The sequence below is a fragment of the Candidatus Sphingomonas colombiensis genome (genome assembly GCA_029202845.1).
Lineage (GTDB): Bacteria > Pseudomonadota > Alphaproteobacteria > Sphingomonadales > Sphingomonadaceae > Sphingomonas > Sphingomonas colombiensis.
In genome coordinates this window covers 416,188-433,739 of record CP119315.1, presented here as the reverse complement: position 1 = coordinate 433,739, position 17,552 = coordinate 416,188, and the positions used below count along the sequence as shown (strand labels likewise).

The 17,552-nt window shown below is 67.2% G+C and carries 21 protein-coding genes; all 21 read right to left on the bottom strand.

Going from position 1 to position 17,552, the window contains the following annotated elements; genetic code table 11:
* Nucleotides 1–450, bottom strand: coding sequence for a hypothetical protein (locus tag P0Y64_02090; GenBank protein ID WEK43646.1), 450 nt, complete (start codon nt 448–450; stop codon nt 1–3).
* Entirely contained in the window at nt 447–2,663 is a 2,217-nt protein-coding gene (locus P0Y64_02085; GenBank protein WEK43645.1) for a hypothetical protein, read from the bottom strand. Before P0Y64_02085 ends, P0Y64_02090 begins: the two co-directional genes overlap by 4 nt.
* Complete coding sequence (locus P0Y64_02080; GenBank protein WEK43644.1) at nt 2,660–3,268, bottom strand: hypothetical protein; 609 nt, start codon at nt 3,266–3,268, stop codon at nt 2,660–2,662. Before P0Y64_02080 ends, P0Y64_02085 begins: the two co-directional genes overlap by 4 nt.
* 10 nt (nt 3,269–3,278) lie before the next feature.
* Complete coding sequence (locus tag P0Y64_02075; protein ID WEK43643.1) at nt 3,279–3,476, bottom strand: hypothetical protein; 198 nt, start codon at nt 3,474–3,476, stop codon at nt 3,279–3,281.
* Nucleotides 3,477–3,589: 113 nt separating this feature from the next.
* On the bottom strand, nt 3,590–4,030 hold the full coding sequence (locus P0Y64_02070; GenBank protein ID WEK43642.1) for a hypothetical protein: 441 nt from the start codon (nt 4,028–4,030) through the stop codon (nt 3,590–3,592).
* Between the two features lie 3 nt (nt 4,031–4,033).
* A complete protein-coding gene (locus P0Y64_02065; protein ID WEK43641.1) occupies nt 4,034–4,963 on the bottom strand; it encodes a phage capsid protein in 930 nt (309 codons plus the stop codon).
* Between the two features lie 219 nt (nt 4,964–5,182).
* Nucleotides 5,183–6,133: a hypothetical protein gene (locus P0Y64_02060; protein WEK43640.1), complete on the bottom strand. Its 951-nt coding sequence runs from the start codon at nt 6,131–6,133 to the stop codon at nt 5,183–5,185.
* On the bottom strand, nt 6,123–6,524 hold the full coding sequence (locus P0Y64_02055; protein ID WEK43639.1) for a hypothetical protein: 402 nt from the start codon (nt 6,522–6,524) through the stop codon (nt 6,123–6,125). The genes P0Y64_02060 and P0Y64_02055 overlap by 11 nt, the downstream gene beginning before the upstream one ends.
* A complete protein-coding gene (locus tag P0Y64_02050; protein ID WEK43638.1) occupies nt 6,521–6,778 on the bottom strand; it encodes a hypothetical protein in 258 nt (85 codons plus the stop codon). Before P0Y64_02050 ends, P0Y64_02055 begins: the two co-directional genes overlap by 4 nt.
* Nucleotides 6,775–8,448 (bottom strand): portal protein, encoded by a 1,674-nt coding sequence (locus P0Y64_02045; GenBank protein WEK43637.1) that lies wholly within the window; start codon nt 8,446–8,448, stop codon nt 6,775–6,777. The genes P0Y64_02050 and P0Y64_02045 overlap by 4 nt, the downstream gene beginning before the upstream one ends.
* Nucleotides 8,449–8,501: 53 nt before the next feature.
* Nucleotides 8,502–9,224, bottom strand: coding sequence for a hypothetical protein (locus P0Y64_02040; GenBank protein ID WEK43636.1), 723 nt, complete (start codon nt 9,222–9,224; stop codon nt 8,502–8,504).
* Nucleotides 9,225–9,250: 26 nt separating this feature from the next.
* The gene (locus P0Y64_02035) at nt 9,251–9,622 is read right to left on the bottom strand and encodes a Gp49 family protein (GenBank protein WEK43635.1); all 372 of its coding nucleotides are present in this window, start codon (nt 9,620–9,622) and stop codon (nt 9,251–9,253) included.
* 10 nt (nt 9,623–9,632) lie between these two features.
* Nucleotides 9,633–9,872, bottom strand: coding sequence for a hypothetical protein (locus tag P0Y64_02030; protein WEK43634.1), 240 nt, complete (start codon nt 9,870–9,872; stop codon nt 9,633–9,635).
* Nucleotide 9,873: 1 nt separating this feature from the next.
* Nucleotides 9,874–11,448: a hypothetical protein gene (locus P0Y64_02025; GenBank protein WEK43633.1), complete on the bottom strand. Its 1,575-nt coding sequence runs from the start codon at nt 11,446–11,448 to the stop codon at nt 9,874–9,876.
* Nucleotides 11,448–12,068, bottom strand: coding sequence for a hypothetical protein (locus tag P0Y64_02020; GenBank protein ID WEK43632.1), 621 nt, complete (start codon nt 12,066–12,068; stop codon nt 11,448–11,450). The genes P0Y64_02025 and P0Y64_02020 overlap by 1 nt, the downstream gene beginning before the upstream one ends.
* Complete coding sequence (locus tag P0Y64_02015; GenBank protein WEK43631.1) at nt 12,058–13,185, bottom strand: hypothetical protein; 1,128 nt, start codon at nt 13,183–13,185, stop codon at nt 12,058–12,060. Before P0Y64_02015 ends, P0Y64_02020 begins: the two co-directional genes overlap by 11 nt.
* Nucleotides 13,182–15,125, bottom strand: a complete 1,944-nt coding sequence (locus P0Y64_02010; protein WEK43630.1) for a hypothetical protein — start codon at nt 15,123–15,125, stop codon at nt 13,182–13,184. Before P0Y64_02010 ends, P0Y64_02015 begins: the two co-directional genes overlap by 4 nt.
* Nucleotides 15,122–15,622, bottom strand: a complete 501-nt coding sequence (locus P0Y64_02005) for an ASCH domain-containing protein (protein ID WEK43629.1) — start codon at nt 15,620–15,622, stop codon at nt 15,122–15,124. The genes P0Y64_02010 and P0Y64_02005 overlap by 4 nt, the downstream gene beginning before the upstream one ends.
* Nucleotides 15,619–15,987: a hypothetical protein gene (locus tag P0Y64_02000; GenBank protein ID WEK43628.1), complete on the bottom strand. Its 369-nt coding sequence runs from the start codon at nt 15,985–15,987 to the stop codon at nt 15,619–15,621. The genes P0Y64_02005 and P0Y64_02000 overlap by 4 nt, the downstream gene beginning before the upstream one ends.
* A complete protein-coding gene (locus tag P0Y64_01995; GenBank protein WEK43627.1) occupies nt 15,984–17,072 on the bottom strand; it encodes a toprim domain-containing protein in 1,089 nt (362 codons plus the stop codon). Before P0Y64_01995 ends, P0Y64_02000 begins: the two co-directional genes overlap by 4 nt.
* The gene (locus tag P0Y64_01990) at nt 17,069–17,368 is read right to left on the bottom strand and encodes a hypothetical protein (protein WEK43626.1); all 300 of its coding nucleotides are present in this window, start codon (nt 17,366–17,368) and stop codon (nt 17,069–17,071) included. The genes P0Y64_01995 and P0Y64_01990 overlap by 4 nt, the downstream gene beginning before the upstream one ends.
* Nucleotides 17,369–17,552 lie beyond the last annotated feature (184 nt).

The following is a 17,552-nucleotide window of genomic DNA, read 5'->3' as shown; positions in this document are numbered from 1 at the left end:
TCAGTCCTCCCTGATCCATTCGAACAGCACATGCGTTTCCGATCGCGCCCCGAAACAACGCAGCACATGCGCCGGCCGCAGGCCCACCAACTTCGCCCAGGCGCATTCGGCCGGCACCTCGGCGCGCACGATCGCCTCGATCCGGCGCAGCTTGCTGGTGGCGATGCGCCGGCGCGCGAAGCGGGTAACGGCGAGGTGCGCGGCGCCGATCCCGTCGGCAAGGATCCCCCAGGCCACCGCCTGCCGCCCGGCAAAGGTTTCGCGCAAGCCGATGCATGCGACGATCCGGCCATCGTGCCGCACCGTCCATGCCTCGCCATCACCGGCCGCCAGCTCCTCGGCTTCCTCGAGCGAAATATCATCACGCACGATGCCAAGCTGCACGCGCTGCGACGGCTGGCGCTGGATCTCGATCGCGTCGAGCGCGATCATCGCATCGATAGCAATCATGATGTCACCGCCAAGGTCGGCATCGCCGCAACGACGGTCGCGGGCAGCGGGGCACTGCTTTCGAATACCGCCTGCCCGTTGCGATCCCATCCGCCGCTCACGCTGCGTTCGGTGTCGCCGGTGAACAGCGGCACCGGCGCATCCATATGCTCGCGGCTCGCGCGATCGACCAGATTGTCGAGGATCCCGCCGAGCGCGCCGACGCGGATCCCCGTCGTCGCGATCAGGCGCAGCACCAGTTTCACCAGCCGCTGCCGCTTGCCCTGCGAGGTTTGCCCGCCCGGCAACTCGGGGCGGAGCGTCACGACGCGCGCGGTGAATGGCATCCCCACGGTCAGCCGATAGGCGCGGGTCGCCGGCACCGCTGCTGCGGGCAGATCGAACGAGCCATTGCCGGCCACTCGGATCCCCGGCACCACGCCGCCGTCCGCCAGCACCGCCACCGCCTGTCCGGCGAGATGCGTCGCGCCGGTGAAATGCGTCTGGCCCGCCGCCCCCATCACCGTCACCCCGCTGTCGACGAAGAACGCATCCGCGATCGGATCGTCATCGTCGCGCCAGGTCGCCATCCGCTCCACCCAGCGCGATCCGTCGGCGCGTTCCACCAGCACCCACAAGGCATCCTGCTGCCCGCTCGCGTCGGCGATGCACACCGCCGACAGGATCTTGCCGCCGCCGTGGCGGATCCGCGAAAAGCCCTTGATCTCCTGTTCCGGCGCATGGGGGTGCACGATCAGCTGACCGTCGCCGCGCACGCCGATCAGCAGCTCCTCGGGTTCCTTCTGGAACGCGAGTTGCCGGATCCCGCCTTTGGTGATGTGCCGACACCACACCGTCATGTTCGCCGCCTGATAGCGATCGCGCGCGAAATCATATTCGGCCTGGCGCAGCTTGCGCCCCGCGCGCTGGACGAACACGCCCGTCGTTCCGATCTGCACTGGGAAGACGCGCTCGCTGCCGTAGAAGCTTTGCGGCACCGCCTCGACATTCTCGCCCGACACCGCCAGCGCCGGGTTGATCGCGCCGATCGCGATCTCGCGGCTGGCGGTTCCGACGATCATCCGGCGATCATCGATCGCCCACAACACCGGATCCTCGGTCGAAAGCGTGCGGCGGAAGGCGAGATCGGCCGCCAGTGCGACCGCCGACGTGAACGTCTGGTGGTTGAGGTAATCGCCCGCGACGGAGGCGAGCAGCTCGCGATCCTTGAAATGGCACAGCCGGCCTTTCCAGGCGATCGCCACGCTCGGCCAGCCCGCCGCCGCGCTGAACGCGCCATGCGCCCAGCGGAAGGTCGGCACGGTCATCACGCTGTCGGGGATGGCGCGCGTCACCGTCGCGGTCGCGCTCATCCCGCCCGGCGCGACGGCGGTGATCGTCGCGATCCCGAAGCGGTCGTGGCGATAGGTCCATTGGACGCCGAACGGACCCTTGTCGTTCGCGTCCTTCAGGTTCTGCCCGTCCCATTCCGTGCCGGTGGTATGGATCGGTTGCACCGTGCCCGTCGTACCGCCAGTCGCGGCGGTATAGGCCTTGCCCTCCGAACGGCGCACCATGCCGATCGCGATGTCCTTGGTCTGGGTTTCCCAGGCCGGGATGGTCGAGAAATCGGCCGCCTCGATGCGGAACGGCGCGCCGACATGCCCGGGCAGGAAGATCGGCGATGTGGCCGTGATCGTGATGCCGCCGCCGGTGCCGCTCACCGTGATCGTCTTCGCCTCATCGATATTCGCATCGGCGAACGGGCCGTTCGCCAGCGGCGCGACATCATAGACGAACGTGGTGGCGGAGGTACGCGTCAGCCGCGCCGGCGGATGATTGGGGTGATCGAGATAGAGGCGATCGAACGATTGCTGGCAGGAGATGTACGGGGCCTCGGCCGCCGAATAGGGCACGGCGACCTCATAGGGCACGCCCGGTGCGCTCTCGATCTGCACATCGTTGGTGTAGAAGCGCAAGATCCCGTCGCTCCACTCGATCACATAATCCTGCGTCAGGTTGAAGCGGAACCGCGTCAGCCACGCCGCGCCGGCGCGCGCCGCGACGATCGCCTCGAAACCGGGGCGCTTGACGATCGCGCCCTCGACGGTGGGAATGAAATTCTCCGCCTCGGCGACACCCACCTGATAGATCGCGGTATCGACGCGCCCGCCCATCCTCGGGCTAAGCTCGCCGCCGTTGAAGCTGGTCGCGATCGGCCGCTCGACCGTCACGGCCAGATATATCCGTTGCTGTCGACCCTGGCCGGCGCGCCGCCGCGCGAGAGCTCCCACGCGCCCGGCTCGAACGGCACCTGCGGATTTTCACGCGCATCGACGCGCTTCGCTTCGGACAGCGCCGCGCGATATTTGCGCTCGGCGAGCTGCACGCGGTTGGTGTCGCCGGTAATGCGATCGGCGATCTGCCAGGCGACGCGCATCGCGAACACCTTGGCGAACAGCGCATCCCATTCCGCCGGTTCCGGCACGTCGATCAGATAGCGGATCCGCAACGGCGCGGCCGCGCTCGACAGGATGAACGGCCCCTCGAGCTGATACTGCCCGCGCTCGTAACCGAGCACCTCGATCAGCCGCAGGCTGGTCGCCGGCATCCGATAGGCTGCTGCATAAGGGGTGGCATCCTGATCGGCGACGCGCGCGAGCGCCGCGCGGCGGATCGCGAAATTCCAGCTGTGATCGCGGATCGCCGCCTGGCGCTCCACGTCCCACACCGCTTTCACCGATCGCGAAAGATGGGTGTCGTCGTCGGGGGAGCGCAGCTGGTCATCCTCGCCAAGCGAGGACGCGGCCAGATTGGCGATGGTGACGAAATCCGCCACGCCGCGCGCGTCAGGCCATCGGCCAGGGCAGGTTGAAGATCTTGTCGCGCAACGCATCGACCATTGCGAACGCGTCGCCGCGCGACATCTTGGTGAAATCGATGTTGAGCTCCATCGCGTCGGATCCGGCGATCGCGGTGCCGGCGCCGACGGTGATGTCCTTGAGGTTCGGCTTGCCGCGCGTAACCGTCAGTTTCACTTGAGCCATCAGGAAATCCCTCGGGGCTGAAACAGGGATGCCGGGCGGCGATTACGGCGCCGCCCGGCCTCGATCGCTGCCGACGCCCCCGCCAGCCACGAACGAGTTATCGAGGCGAACCGTCAGTTCGCGATCGTATATTCCATGAAGAACGCCGCCACCGTGGCCGCCGTGATCGCGGCGACGCCGACGGTCAGCCAGATGTCTTCATCCGCCGCGACAGCGCCGAGCACTGCCGAAGCAGCTTTCGGGCCAAGCGCGGTGGGCGTGTCGGTCACGGTGAGCGTCTTGGCGTTGACATATTTCGTCGGGGTGGCCGTGGTGCCCACCGAAAGGGTGGCGGTGCCGAACGACGTGTCGGTGTTGCAGATGATCGACTGGAGCACCGCGCCCTGCGGCAGCTTGCCCAGGTACAGCCGATCGCCGATGTTGAGGATCGTCGTCGGCTTGGTCGCGCGGGTGCGGCGCTTCTTCGCGCCGACGACGCGACCGTCGAGCTTCTTGGGGGGTTGCTGCGTGCCGTCCGGCCCGCCGACGAATTCGAGCGCATAAAGGTCAGCCATGGTTCAAGCCTCGCTGTTTTCGATGATGCCGACCTTGCCGGCCTGGGTGCGCGTCGCGGCCATCGTGGTGCCGGCGAACACGCTGCGAACGTCGACCTTGGTCGGCTGGTCCTTGATGAAGGTGCGCAGCTTGGTCCACACGCCCTTGCGGACCCCGGAATAGGTCCAGAACGGGTTGCGGGTATAACCGCCGCCGGTGACGGTCAGGCCCTTCTTGAAGGCGCCGAGCTTCGGATTGCGCAGCTCGATCGGCACGATGTTGAACCCGAGAAGGCCGATCATATTGCCTTCGCCGTCGAGCCGCACGCCGAACGTCCGCGCATAATCGGCATGGGTCGCCTGCACCTCGCTCAGCAGATCGTCGCGCTGGATGGCGTTGAGCGCGATAAAGCGGCGGTCGCTGGGCTCGTTGAAATTCTGATCGAGCATCAGCTTCGCCGCGCGCACCTTCGCGACATTCATCCGCTGCGCGCCAGTCGCGCCGCCGGTGGTGACGGGCACGACATTGCCGCCCGGGAACGGCACGATCGACGCCCCTTCCTTGCCCATCAGCATCGAGCCATAGATGCCCTCGAGGATCGCGGAGTCATGCGCGCGGTTGATCGTCGCCACCGCCGCCATGGTGTAGCCGCCATCCAGCGAAATCTTGGTGGCGAGCTGGTCGGCGCCGTCGACGAACTTGTTGAAATAGCGCTCGTTGGGCTTGACGATCCAAACGCGATCGTGGCCGGGGTCGGTTTCCTTGAGATCGCCCAGGCGCTCATCGGCTTCCTGCGGATCCGCTTCGCCGATCAGATCCTTGACGGTTTCCTTCTCGGAACCCGTGCAATTCTGCTCCTCGCAGGTATCCCACAGCAGGGAAGTCTTCTGCTGCAACTGCAGCTCGACATTGTTCTTGAATTCATAATTCGCGGTCGTGTTGACGTCGGCCATGACTGCCTCACGAAAAAGGTTGCTACCGATTTCGATTGGCTTGGGGGCCTGTTGGCCCGGCCGCTCTATCGTTTAACGCCCGCGATCGGCGCTGCACTCCAGCAGGGGGACCCGGGCGATCGAGGCTTGGCGGGCACTGGGTGCCGGGAGCGGAGAGGTGCTCCCGGCGACGTGATGACTAGATGAACATACGGTGATTCTGGCGTCAAGCAGCCGCGATCAATTTTCCTTCGATGCCTGATATTCCGCCGCCTGTTTGTTCAGGCGATCCCAGCGGGTGCGCTCCAGCGAACCGGGTTTCGTCACCTTGGACATGAACTCGGTATCGGTTTTCAGCTTGTCGATCTCCGTCTGCGCCTCCGCGCCAGTGATGCCGAAGCGATTGCTGCCGCCGGTCAGCATCACGTCCTCCGCCATGCCGGCGCCGAGTTTGGCGAGCAGCCCAAGCGCGCGATCGGCGCCTAGTCCGTTGCGCAGCCCGGCCATGTCGGTCTTGGTCAGCCCCAGCGAACGCGCGGCGGTGTTGACGTGGGCGAGCTGCTCATCGCCCTTCGCGCCCTGCGCCTTCATCCAATCGGCCGCCAGCCCATCCTGCCGCACGGTTTCGGCCGCGGCCTCATCCATCTGCAGCTGGATGAAATCGCTCACCAACCCCTCGAACGCACCCTTCGGCGCGCCATGCTTCACCGCGCTGTCGCGCAGCGCGTTGATCAGTGGTTCGTTGAGCGCGACACCTTCGGGCCCGCTGATCTCATAGCCGTCGGGCTTCTCGGGCACGCCGATCGCGGTACGATAGGCCGCGATCTCCTCGGGCTTCGCGTCATCGCCCGGCAGCTTGATGCGCCCACCGTTGCGGATCGTCGACTCGGCCTCGCGATAGCTTTTGACCAGCGTGTCGAGATCCTTGAATCCTTTCGACGCGAGCCAGTCACGGTTGGAGGCGGTTTCTCCTTCACCGGCATTGGCGGAGATCCGTGCAAACCAGTCGGGCGCCTGGTCAGCGCCGCCGGCACCGCCACCGCCGGCGCCACCATCCCCGCCGGCCCCAGCGCCCGCCTGGCCGCCGTCGCCAGCGCCGCCGCCGGCCGCCGCGCCGCCGGCACCCCCGATCAGCTCGGCCGCGCCGCCGAGATCCCCACCAGCCGCGCCGTCGTCACCCTCAAATGCCATCATCGATCTCCATCAATTTCTGGACGGCCGTTTCGTCCAGTTCCAAATAATTCGCGATCCGCAGCCACACGTCGCGCCGCCCCTGACGGCGCGCCATGATGATCGGATCAGGGTCAAAGGCGGAGGTGCGCGCGAACGAGAAATCGCGCAGATCCGCCAGGACATGGTTCGCCGCGAGGCGCAGCGTTTCACCGTCGACGGTGAAAGCAATGCGATACAGCCACCGCCGCCACGCCTGCCGCCCGCCGAGCAGGAACACGCCCAGCAACGCGATCGCGCCGATCACGCGCCGCCCGGCATCGACAATGCCGGCGGGCCGAAACAGCGACTTGAACGCCCGCGACACCTGCACCGAACGCCAGCGCCGATAATTCCGTTCGCTCAGGCTCATGCGATCGTCTCCCGCAAATCCGCCGCCAGCTTCACCAGCTCCGCCGCGCGGGCGTCGACCGCCTCGGCCGCGAGCAGGATGTCGCCGGGCGTCAGGCCACGATCGACCGACAGCTTGTGGTTGACCGCGCGGGCAGTGATCCCCAGCGCCTCGGCCAGCGGTGCCGCGCCGCCAAGCGCGCTACGCGCCCGATCGAACAGCACCACGCGCCGGACCTTGATCGCCAGCCTGTTCCCATTTTTCGGAACAGTCATGCCGCCTCCGCGATCTGGTTGGCGCGCGCGGTGTCGAGATACGCGCCCGCGATGTCGGAGATCTGCTGGCTCCCCGCTTGGGCGGCCTGCTGATCCTCGCGCGCCTTGCGCTTCGCCGCCACCTTGTCGGGCGTGGCGATCCAGCTCGGCCGCACGCCTAGCACGTCGGCGAGGCCGGTCGCTGCCTGATCGGTGTCGATATGATCGAACACCGCGCCGCCATCGGTCTGCGCCAGCGGGGTCATCGCCTCGATCCACCGCGTCAGCCCCGCCGCTTCCTCCGCGCGCGCCATGCGGGTGAGCGGGTTTTCATATTCGATCAGCGGGTGCGCCCCGGCCTCGATCACCACATCGGGGAAGGGCTCGACCTGCCCGGCGCGCATCGCGAGATCGAGATCGCGCTGGGTCACCGGGTTCTGCTTTTCGGTTTCGTACTGGCCGGCATAGGGCGCGACGAGCACGCCCTGCTTGCTCACCATCTCCAGCACCTGCGTCGCGGTCATCCGGTCGGACGGATCGGTCAGGATCTTGAAGAAATCCTCGAGGAACGCGGTCTGGATATCGGCGCGCTCCTCGTTGACCATCTCCAGCCCGATCGGCAGGTTCGATCCGGTGGGGAGCGCGGCGACGCGAAGGCTGCCGTTCTCATCGACCAGCCCCGGATTGAGCCCGCCCGGCCTGGTCACCAGCGAGGTGATGCCGTCGTCATCGAAGAACGCCAGCGCGGGATCGACCATCTTGTGCGCCGAACGCAGGATGGTCTGTTTCATCACATTGGCGCTGCGGATCGCCGGCAACACCTCCATCGCCGGCGACGTGCCGTAAAGCTCGCCCGCCTCGCTCATGTGGCGGCTGACGCAGATCGGCTGCGAATAGAAACCGGCGCGGCGCAGGATGACCTTTTCGTCGAGCGCGATATGCGTGCTCGCCACCGGCTTGCCCTGCCAGTCGAACCGATCGGCGCGGACATCGGCATTCGGGCACACGATCTGTACGATCTCGAATTCGCGATCCCATTTGCGCTGATCGACCGCATCGCGCATTTTCTCGGTCAGCGCGTCGCGGCCGTATTCCTGCAGGCACTGCCGCGCGTCGATCGTGCGGCGCCGATGCACCGTATCGACCATCCCGCTGTAATCCTCATCGATATAGCATTCGGCGAGCGGGATCGCGCGATAATAGATCCCGACGCCCTTGCGCTCGGCCACCTCGAACGGCGCGGTGCCGTATCGCCCGAGCTGGCGGAAATCCTTGGTCGACTGGACGGAGAAGGCAGCGTGCGGGGCATAACGGATCGCATGCAGCCGGTCGGCTGTGCGCTCGCACCAGCGCCGCACCTCGGGCAGCTGGTCGAGATAGCGATCCTGAAAGCGCACCCGGATATACTGGACGTTGCGCGGCACCGTGATCGCGGACATTGCCGCCGCGAACCGCCCGAGGCTCTTCACCGCCGTCGTGTCGAAATTCTGCGCGCCCTTCACCATGCCGGCGCGGCTCATCCGCCCGGCCGCGCCGGTCGGCGCGCCGATCGTCCCGGCGTTGATCGGACTGACGCGTTCGTCGATCTCGCGCCACAGCGGCTCCCACGGCGCGCGCAGCGTGCGAAGGCGGTCATGGTTGCCCAGGTGCTCGCGCACCAGTTCGTCGTCCTGAAGTTTCTCGTTGGCCATTTTTCCGCCCCGCAAATATTGGGGCGCCACCCAGGGGCGGCGCCCGTGGTGGATCAGAACAGGATATCGTCGGCGATCGTCACCTTCTGCCCCGGCGCGATCGCCAGCGGCACGGCACGCGCGCACCACGCCACCTGGTCGCCGTCGAGCAGCAACGCATAGCCGGCGATCGCCGTGCTGGCATTGCCGGCCGGGCCATCGAGATGCACCGGTGCCGACAGCATCAGCCCGAACGCATGGCGGCGCCACGCCTCGCCGGTCACCGCGATCGGCGCCAGCGACGCCAGCTCGCGCTTGCCGTCGCTGAACGCGATCTCGACGTGATCGGCATCCGCGATCGCCGCCACGAGATCCTCGCCGGCAAGCGCCTTGCCCTCGGGCAATGGGCCGAGCTTGCGCGGGGCCTTCGGCGCCGCCAGCTTCTTCACCTTGGCCGCCGCCTTCTGCCCGGCCGCCGCCGCCGCATCGGCCCGGGCGATCGCTGCATCGCGCTCGGCGGTGAGCTTGATGATCTGGTCATCGACACTAGCACCATCTTCATCGCTTGCGTCGAGCTCCTCGGTGAGCCGCTTGTTCTCGGCTTCCGCCGTTTCCGCCCGCGCCAGCAGCGCATCGCGCTCAGCCTGGACGGTCGCCACCGCATCGCTCGCGCGATCACGATCGGCCTCGAGCTCGGCGATGCGCTGCGCGAGCACGATCGGGCCATCCTTGTCGAGCCCGGCCTTAAACTCCTCGAGCAGCTGCTGATCGCGGGTGATTTCCTTGGTATCGGACATGTTCGTTCCTTTCGCTGAGGGGCGCATCAGGCGGCGTCCGCGCGATGAAGGCGCTCGCGGAGTTCGTAGCCCATGAGCGGCCAGACCTGACGAACAGCGTCCTCGTAGGCGAGCTTGCGGCCGAGCTCGGCGTCGAAGTTCGCCGGGGACGCCGGGGCAGACTTGCCGATGATTGTGAAGCCGTTGCGCAACACGAGCATGCACACGGTCAGGATATCGAGACCGCGATCATAATTGGCGTCGAGACCGTCGCATGCGAGTATCGATGCAAGAGCAGCGCCGGCAGTGAAAAGGTGCGTCTCCGCAATATTCGCCTCGATATCCGAGAGCGATACGCGCGGCGCAGTGCGGCCTTCAGCACATTCAGCTTCAGTTGCCTTCAAACCTTCAGTTTCCATCATCTTTCCTTCAGTTCCCCAGGACGAGCTTGCCGCCGGTCAGCGGGGCCTGGGCGCCCCCGGTGCCGGTGATGATGTCCGCCGCTGCGCCCTGGCGCCGGCGGATTTCGTCATCGCTCGCGACCTGGGCGGCCGCGTCGTCGCGCGTGACGGGGCGCAACGGATCGGGCGGTTTGCCGGGCGAGGAGATAATCCCCACCGCCTTGAGCACGCCGCCGAGCGCCTTGCCGATCGGTTTGAGCAGAGCCATTTCACCTAACTCCTTGATGGACATCGAAATCGCTGTCGTTGGTGATGGTGCTGCGCCGGCGCTCGCGCCCGCGCAGATCGCCGATCACATGCTCTCCCTCGAGCGCGGCATATTGCTCGGCGTCGCAGACGTGGGTGTAGATCGTGTCGGCGATCTCGAGGTGGGCGCGCAGCTCGCCCGTCTTCAGTTCAGCCTTGGCGTAGCGGTATCCGCCCGAATGCCCCTTGATCAGATGGCGGCACCCGGGATCGATGGCATAACCGTCGCGCTGATCCTGCGCCGTCCAGATCGCCTGGTTGCGTAAGCCCGCGCTGTTCGACTTCGCCCGGTGAACCTTCAGCCCCAGTTCCTTCTGGAACGCCAGCAGCCAGTCGTGCTCATTGTCGGCGCGATCCTTCGCGGCGAAGGCAGCGGGGTCGGCGACGACGCGGATCATCTCCGGCGTGACGTCGGGGAACTTCTCGGTCAGCATCCGTTTGACGCGCTTGGCGAACGCCGTCGGGCCGATCTTGAGCAGCTGCACCTGGCCGCGCTCATCGCGCGTGGTGTTGACCACTTCGGCCAGCGTGCGGATCGAATTGTCCCAGTCGCGCTGCAGCGCCACCGCCGCCGCGAACAGGCCCTGGTCGACGCCGATGATCAGCTTGCGGCGCCGGTCCCACGTCACCGGGCGGACGTGCGAGGTATAGGCGAACCCGGCATTGACCGCCTGGCCGTGCTGGATCGGCACCGGCTTGTTGTCGACCATGCGGTCGACGTAACCGGGGGTCGCGCGGTTAGCCGCCACCTGCAGCACGTAATAACCGCGCCCGCCGGGCAGGTTGTGGAGGTTTTCCGCATCGGGCTCGCGCCCGCCGGGCTGGACGAACTTCTCGATCAGCTTGCGGTCGCCGAGCGTCGAGGCGAGGATCTCGGCTTCCTCATCGGTCAGCCCCAGCACGTCGGACGCTTCGTCGAACAGCAGGTGATAGATGTGGTTGTCGATATCCGGCATGTTGAGCGACAGGATGATCTGCGGATCGACTACCAGCGACGGATCGAGATCGCTGAAACGCCCGACGCGCCCGGTGAGGAACGGCACGAGATTGGCGGGCTGAAGGTCCGCCTCATCGATGATGACCGCGTTCACCTCCCAGCCGCGGCATGCCTCCTCCACCGACAGATCGCCGATCGCGCGGAACTCGAACTCACATTCGAGGATTTCGAGCACCAGGCCGTCGCGGCGGTTGCCCTCGCGCTTGAGGACTTTGGTGAACTTGTGGGTGAACGGCGCCTTCCAGCTGAAGCTGCCCTCCTCCTCGGGCACGATGCGGAACCACGATTTGAGCGTGGTCGACTGCAGGCTGGGATAGCTTTCGCGGATCACGCCGATCCGCGCCTTGCGCACCAGCACCCCATCGGCGCGCGCGACCGGCTTCTGCGCCGCCGCGACCCGCAAGCCCTTCTGCAGCGCCGCCATCGTCTTGCCCGATCCCACCGGCCCGACGATCCCGCAGATGAACCCGCGCGCCCGGACGAACCCGTCGGCGATCGGGCCGGGCGAGATCAGGCGGCGCGGGGTGGCGGCCATCGCCATCAGGCGGCCCCCTCGGCATCGCGCGCGCCATCCAGCACGGGCAGGAACTCGGCATCGATGATATCCTCGATCTCGGCCGCGCTGTGCGTGACGTCCTGGATGATCAGGTCGGCGACGCCGCTGAAGCTGTGATCGATCGTGATCGGTTTCTTGCCGACGAGGTACGGCATGAGGATATCGGCGCAGCGCGTGCGGAGCGATTGCGCCTGCTCATAGGTCATATGCTCGATGACGACATTGGGCGTGCCGGCCTTCGTGAAGCTATGCACCTTCGGCCGCTTCGACGCTTCCATCAGCACCTCGGGCGCGGTCGACTGGATCTGCATCAGCGTCACCGCTGGGTGCTGGCCATGGCTGAGTAGCCACCGCTCGAAATCGGTCGAGTGCTTGTTGCGCGATCCCGCCGGCCGGCCGCGCCGCTTCGCACGCGCCGCCTGGGTGACCTGCTGGTGCGACGCATCGTCGCCCAGCGTCTCGCGCGCATCCCAGATATCTTCCGGGGTGATCGGCTCGAGCAGGTCGAGCTGCTCCGCATCGGGCTGCGCTGCCTCGAACTGGTCGCGCGCGCTGTCCATGACCGCGCGGCCGATCGCCGCATCGCCGGTGAGGTCAGTTGACACTGGCCAGCTCCCCCCATAGCGTCAGGTCTCGGCTCCGCCCCCGGCCAAGGGAAATCCCATTCTCCCCAACCCGCACCTGGCACCCGATCGATTGCGCGCGATGGCGCCACCCGGCCAACCGACAGCGGAAATCTGAAACCCCCGACCCCGTTTCCGGCATCGTCAATTTGCGGCCGACCAGATCCAGCACGGTCGATGCGGCATCGCGGCGAATTTCAAAGCGGCTCGAAACGCCAAAAATCGGCTGCGCCTGCGGGCGGAGGGAAATCGACAGCCCGGTGGGGGGGGTGCCCCCCTCGGCCGCCAGGCGACCCCCGGGGCCCTCGGCCAGCGTCGCCGCCAGCCCCGCAGGCTGGATACGTGCCGCTGCAACGCCTTGAAAAGCATGGGCAAACCCGCACCTATCCAACGAGGCAAATCCAACGCGCCCCTGCGCGCCCCCAAAAAACGGCAGAAATCCGCCATTCCCGCGCGGCGCCTCGATCAGCCCGCCATCCGCCGCGATCGCCGTGATCGACCGCACCGCCAGGCGCGCCCAGCCTCGAAAGTTTCGCCGCGCCGCCCGTCCAAACAGCCCCTGATCAGGCCTGCCCTGCGCAGCGAAGGCGTTGAGGCAATATCCGCCCCATTGTTTATTCGCCGCGAGAACTGGCAAGCGATTGAGAATGCTACCTTTCGTCGGCGCACCAAGGTGCAAGTAGACCGCTTTTCGGAACCATAGAACCGCTAGAGAACCGCTAACCTCAACAGATACATAGCTTTTATGGTCTAGTTCTATGGTTCTATGGTTCTGTATATCTCCTTTACGCATGTACGGCCGCATGTCCGCGCGCGCGTCACGCGTGAGGCTCCAGAACAGAACCGCAGAACCGATAGATTTCAGGTGCTTAGCGGTTCTGTCCCCGGACCCGACTAGAACCACAGAACCGGGCGGCGCCGGCTGGAGCCAGCTTGCCTCAATCTTTCTCTGACGGCAACGGGCCGGGGCACGGGGCGCAAAAAAATAAGATGTGGCGAAGTGTTCGTGACACGGCGCAAAGTATTCGCAGCGGTCGCGCAAGATGATGATGAGCGCGGCCGCACCGCTCCGCTGCGCTCCGCTGGCCGCGCGCGTCATTGGCCGAGCTCCGTGGCGGACGGGCACGCGACCCACCCTTCGACGTCCTCGGGCTCGATCACGAGCTCGATCGGCACCAGCATGGCTGTCAGCGACGATCGACCGAACTTGGCCTTCACGCCACGGATCGCCGCCGGCGCGCGGGACAGGGTCTGCGACCAGGCGCCAGCCTGCCATTTCGTCGCGCCGAACAGCTCGGCAAGCGAGCGATGCGTCTGGGCCACCGCGAGGTAGCAGGCGGTGCCCGCCGCGTGATCGACCGCGCCATAGCGCGCCCGGCCAGCGCCATCGTCGGCGAGGCGCCGCGCATTGACCACCTTGAGCCCGAGCTCGGCGAGCCGATCGCGCGCGCGCTGGCGATCGCCGGCATGTTCCATGTCGCGCCCGTTTTCGGGGAAGCCGACCGACCGCCCGATCCACGTCGCGATCGTCTCGCGCGCATCGCCGCCGCGTGCCTGCACCGTCGAGGTCAGGAGATGCGTGAGGCAGCTTTCGTGATCCGCCGCCGCGCTGGCGATCTCCGCCAGCCCCTCCGGCGCGCACTGCACGGCCCAGTCGTCGATCGTGTCGAGGTCGAGATGGTCGTAGAGCGCGAGATCCGCCGTCGCCAGCAACGTGCCGAAGGTGTCGGCCGATCGCGCGTTATGGCCGTGCGCCATCAACGCATCGTGATAGGCGAGGAAGGTTTCGTGCCACCGCGCCCAGCCGTCGATCATTCGCCGCGCGAGGATCGCGCCGATCGCCGGCAGCTTCGCGGCCTCCAGGTTGAGCTTGCGCGCATCCTTCGGCAGCGGCTCGAGCTCGAGGATCGCGAACCGGCTGCGATCCTGCGGCTCCATCGCCGGCGTCAGGATCGCGCTGAACTGGAAGCAGCTGTTGAGCACGAATTCCGCCGCCTTGTGGTCGGAGGATCCGCGATGCACCTCGGTGCCGGAGCTGGCGCCGCGCGCGAGCTCGATCACCGCCGCCAGCTTGTGCGCGTTGAACGCATTGGGCTCGAATTCGTCGAAGATCACCGGCAGCGTCTGCGCGCGCAGGATCTGGCGCACCGCCGCCTCGGTCGCGTTGCCGGTGCGGATCGCGCCATGGCCCAGCAGGCGGTCGCACAGCCCGTCCTTGCCGTTGAAGCTCGATTTGCCGGTGCCCGCGCCGCCGGTGACGAACAGGTGCGAACGCCAGCCGAGCGCGCCCGATAGCGTCGTCTGCGCCAGCCAGCCCAGCGCCAGCGTCGCGTCGAGATGCCCGCGCCGCCAGTTCCAGGTCGAGATCAGCGACAGCAATTGCTCGATCTGCTCGATGCCGCCGGCTTCATGGTGCGGCCGCGGGGTCGGGGCGGCGGCGGGATAGACGTAGCGGTCGTGCAGCCCGGTTTCGTGCCATTCGCCCGGCTGCGCCTTGCCCAGCAGCGATCGGCGCGCGAACATCACGCGGTCGCCGTAATGCACCGCCAGGCTGCCGCCGTCGCAGCGGTGCGCGCCGCGCCCGCGCACCCGGCCGTGCGCGTCGAAAATCCCGGCGTGGCCGCATTCCGCGATCAGCGCCTCGCTCGCATCGTCCTGCTTGAAGCCGACGATTTCCGCCTCGCGCGTAATGTTGCCGGAGCGGTCTTTCTTCGGTTCTGACCAGCGCGGCCAGTATTTCGAAAGCAGATGCGTGCGCGGTGAAAACAACGCATGCAGGTTGTTCTTGCCATGATCGCGCGGCCCAAGTGGAACCAGCTGCCCGAGCACGTTGAGATACCAGCACGTCTGCCCATCGGTGCCGAGCCCCAGCGTTTTCACCGGGCATTCGCGCGGCACGCGCGGCCGATCGATATCGTCGTCGTCGTCGCGTCCGCCGAACGGTGCCTGGTCGCCGGCCTGCGCCAGCTGCGGCGCGTCGACCGGATGCTCCAGCGCATCCGCGATCGACACGACGTTATCGCCCCCCCGCTTCGTCACAGCAGCGCATCTCCCGGCTGCGGCCAATTCCAGAAGCCTTGCGCGCCTCGCATCGGAACCGGCTCGGGCCACACCTCGATATCGAGCATCGGCCAGCCCCAGTTCGCATGCTCGTCGCGATTGCTGTCGTTCGCGCGCGGAACGCCGAAATCAGCGGCGATCTCGGTGCCGATACGCGGCTCGCCCAGCACGGCAGTCCCGATACCAGCCGCCATTGGTAGCCCGCCCTCCAGGGCGGCATTGAGGATCGGAACGGCGAGATCCGGGATCAAACACGTTTCGGCGGCAGCCAGCGCAATATCCTCGGAGCGATCGCGCAGCGCCAGCACGGTAAGAAGGGCGTTCAACTCGTCTCGGTCGATCTTCTTCGCAGCGGCATGGATCACAACCCGCTGTCCGATCAGCGAGCGTGGAAACCGCCAACCGCGAAACTCATAGGGCTTGGCGCCCGCAATGATGAGCGACGCCCAGGGCTGCCAGATCGTCAGCGCCTTCACGCGATCAGCCCGAACATTTCGTTGAGGTCGCGCACCTCATTGGGCCCGGGCACGTAATAAGCGGTGATGGCGACGAACCCGTTGCGCAGGTTGAGCGTGTCCAGCTCGAACCGCGACGAAAGGCTGGCGTCGCGGCCAATGAAGGCACGGTGCGCGGCGATCGCCTCGGCCAGCGGCATCGTGGCGGGATAGTTGCGGGTGATGCCCACGCGGCGGTCGATCGGCGCCGACGGCGCGATGCCGCCGGCGCCTTCGCTATGCGGGGTGCCGGCGGCATCGCTCGAGGGATCGCCCGATGACGATCCGGTGGGGGCCTCGCGAGCCGTACCACGCACCCCTCCGGGGTATTCCTGAATGTCGGTCACGCCGCCTCTCCCGCCAGCAACCATGCATTGATGTCCTTGAAGCCCACCGGCGGCAGCACGAGCTGCACATGGTGGCCGCGCGCCTGCTGCCGCGCGATCGCGCGCTCCAGCAGCTCCATTTCGCGCGCGCCGTCGTCGCGATCGGCGACCAGCACGATCGTCTCGATCGCATTCGGAAATTCGATCGCGCCCAGATTGCCCAGCGAATAGGCCGCGATCACCCGCGCGTCGGGCTTGCACATCGCGACGGTCAGCCCGTCCTCGATCCCCTCGGTGACGTAGAGCGTCTCCGGGCGGCGCATCTGCCCCATCGCGTGGCGCGATCCGCCCTTGCGCAACGCCACGAACGCCCCGCGCGATTTGCCCAGCACCTTTTTCGCCGCGCCCTTCGGCACGCCCAGATCGGCGCCGTCGGCTTTCACCCAGGCGCGGGTCCGGGCGTCACGCCCCAGCCAGGTGCGATGCGTTGCGACATGCTCGCCGGTCGGCAGGATCATCTGCGAAACCATGCAGGGCAGCTTCACGCCCGCGTCGCGGTTCCACACTTCAGCGTGAAAGCGCAGCGCGCCCGGCCAATGCCCCAGCCGCTCGCTCGAAATCCCGCGCGCCTCAAGATAGCGCGCCGCCGGCGTGTCCGCGATCGACTGCTGGCCATTGAGCCACAGCGCCCGCGCGCCGCGCTTCTTCGCCTCGGCCTCGCGCGCCGCCTCGTCGGCCAGCCGCGCCTCCTCGCGCTGCACCTGCGCGCGCACCTGCTGCAGCCGGCCGGGGTCGAGATCGTCGAGCCCCAGCTCGCTCTTGAGCCATTGCACCGCCAGCCCGCGATCGCCGCCGAACATCGCCTGCTCGATCAGCCCGATCATGTCGCCCTGGTCGCCGCTCGACCAGTCGCGCCACATCCCGCGATTGGCCCCGGCGAGGTTGAGCACCAGCGAGGATCCGCGATCCCCCGCGATCGATCCGGCCTTCAGGTAATTGCCGTCCTTGATCGCGCCGGCCAGGCATTTGCGCCCGATGCTTTCGGCCAGCTGGCGCGCCTGCATCTCGATCTCGCGCACGCTGATCGCGGCGGGCGGATAGCTCATGCCACCCCCTCCGCCCGCGCTGCCGGCTTGACGTCCCACGCCGCCGGCGTCGCGCGCTCCCAGTCCATCGGCAGCACCGCGCCATCGGTCGCGCGCGCGATCGCCTGCACCAGCCAGCCGCCCGGCTCCAGTTCGCCCGAAAGCAGCCGGTCGATCGTTGGCGGCGATATCTCCGCCTCGGCGGTCAGCTCGAGCCACCGCGCATCATCCGCAGCGAGCCACCACGCGAGCCGGTGCACCGCCTCGCTCGACGGGCGGCGCCACTGACGGGGAGGGCGGGCGGTCTTCCGCCGCATCGCCGTCACGCTTTTCCCGGCGACATCGATGGGCGGAAGCGCATGGATCGGACACGCGCCCGCCCGGGCGCGGCGCCGGGAGAGGAAAACGCCGCGCCGAACCGGGGATTCAAATAGTTAACAATTCGATCATTACGCTGGCGCACCGGATCGCGACGATTTGTCGCGCCGGACGGGAGAATGA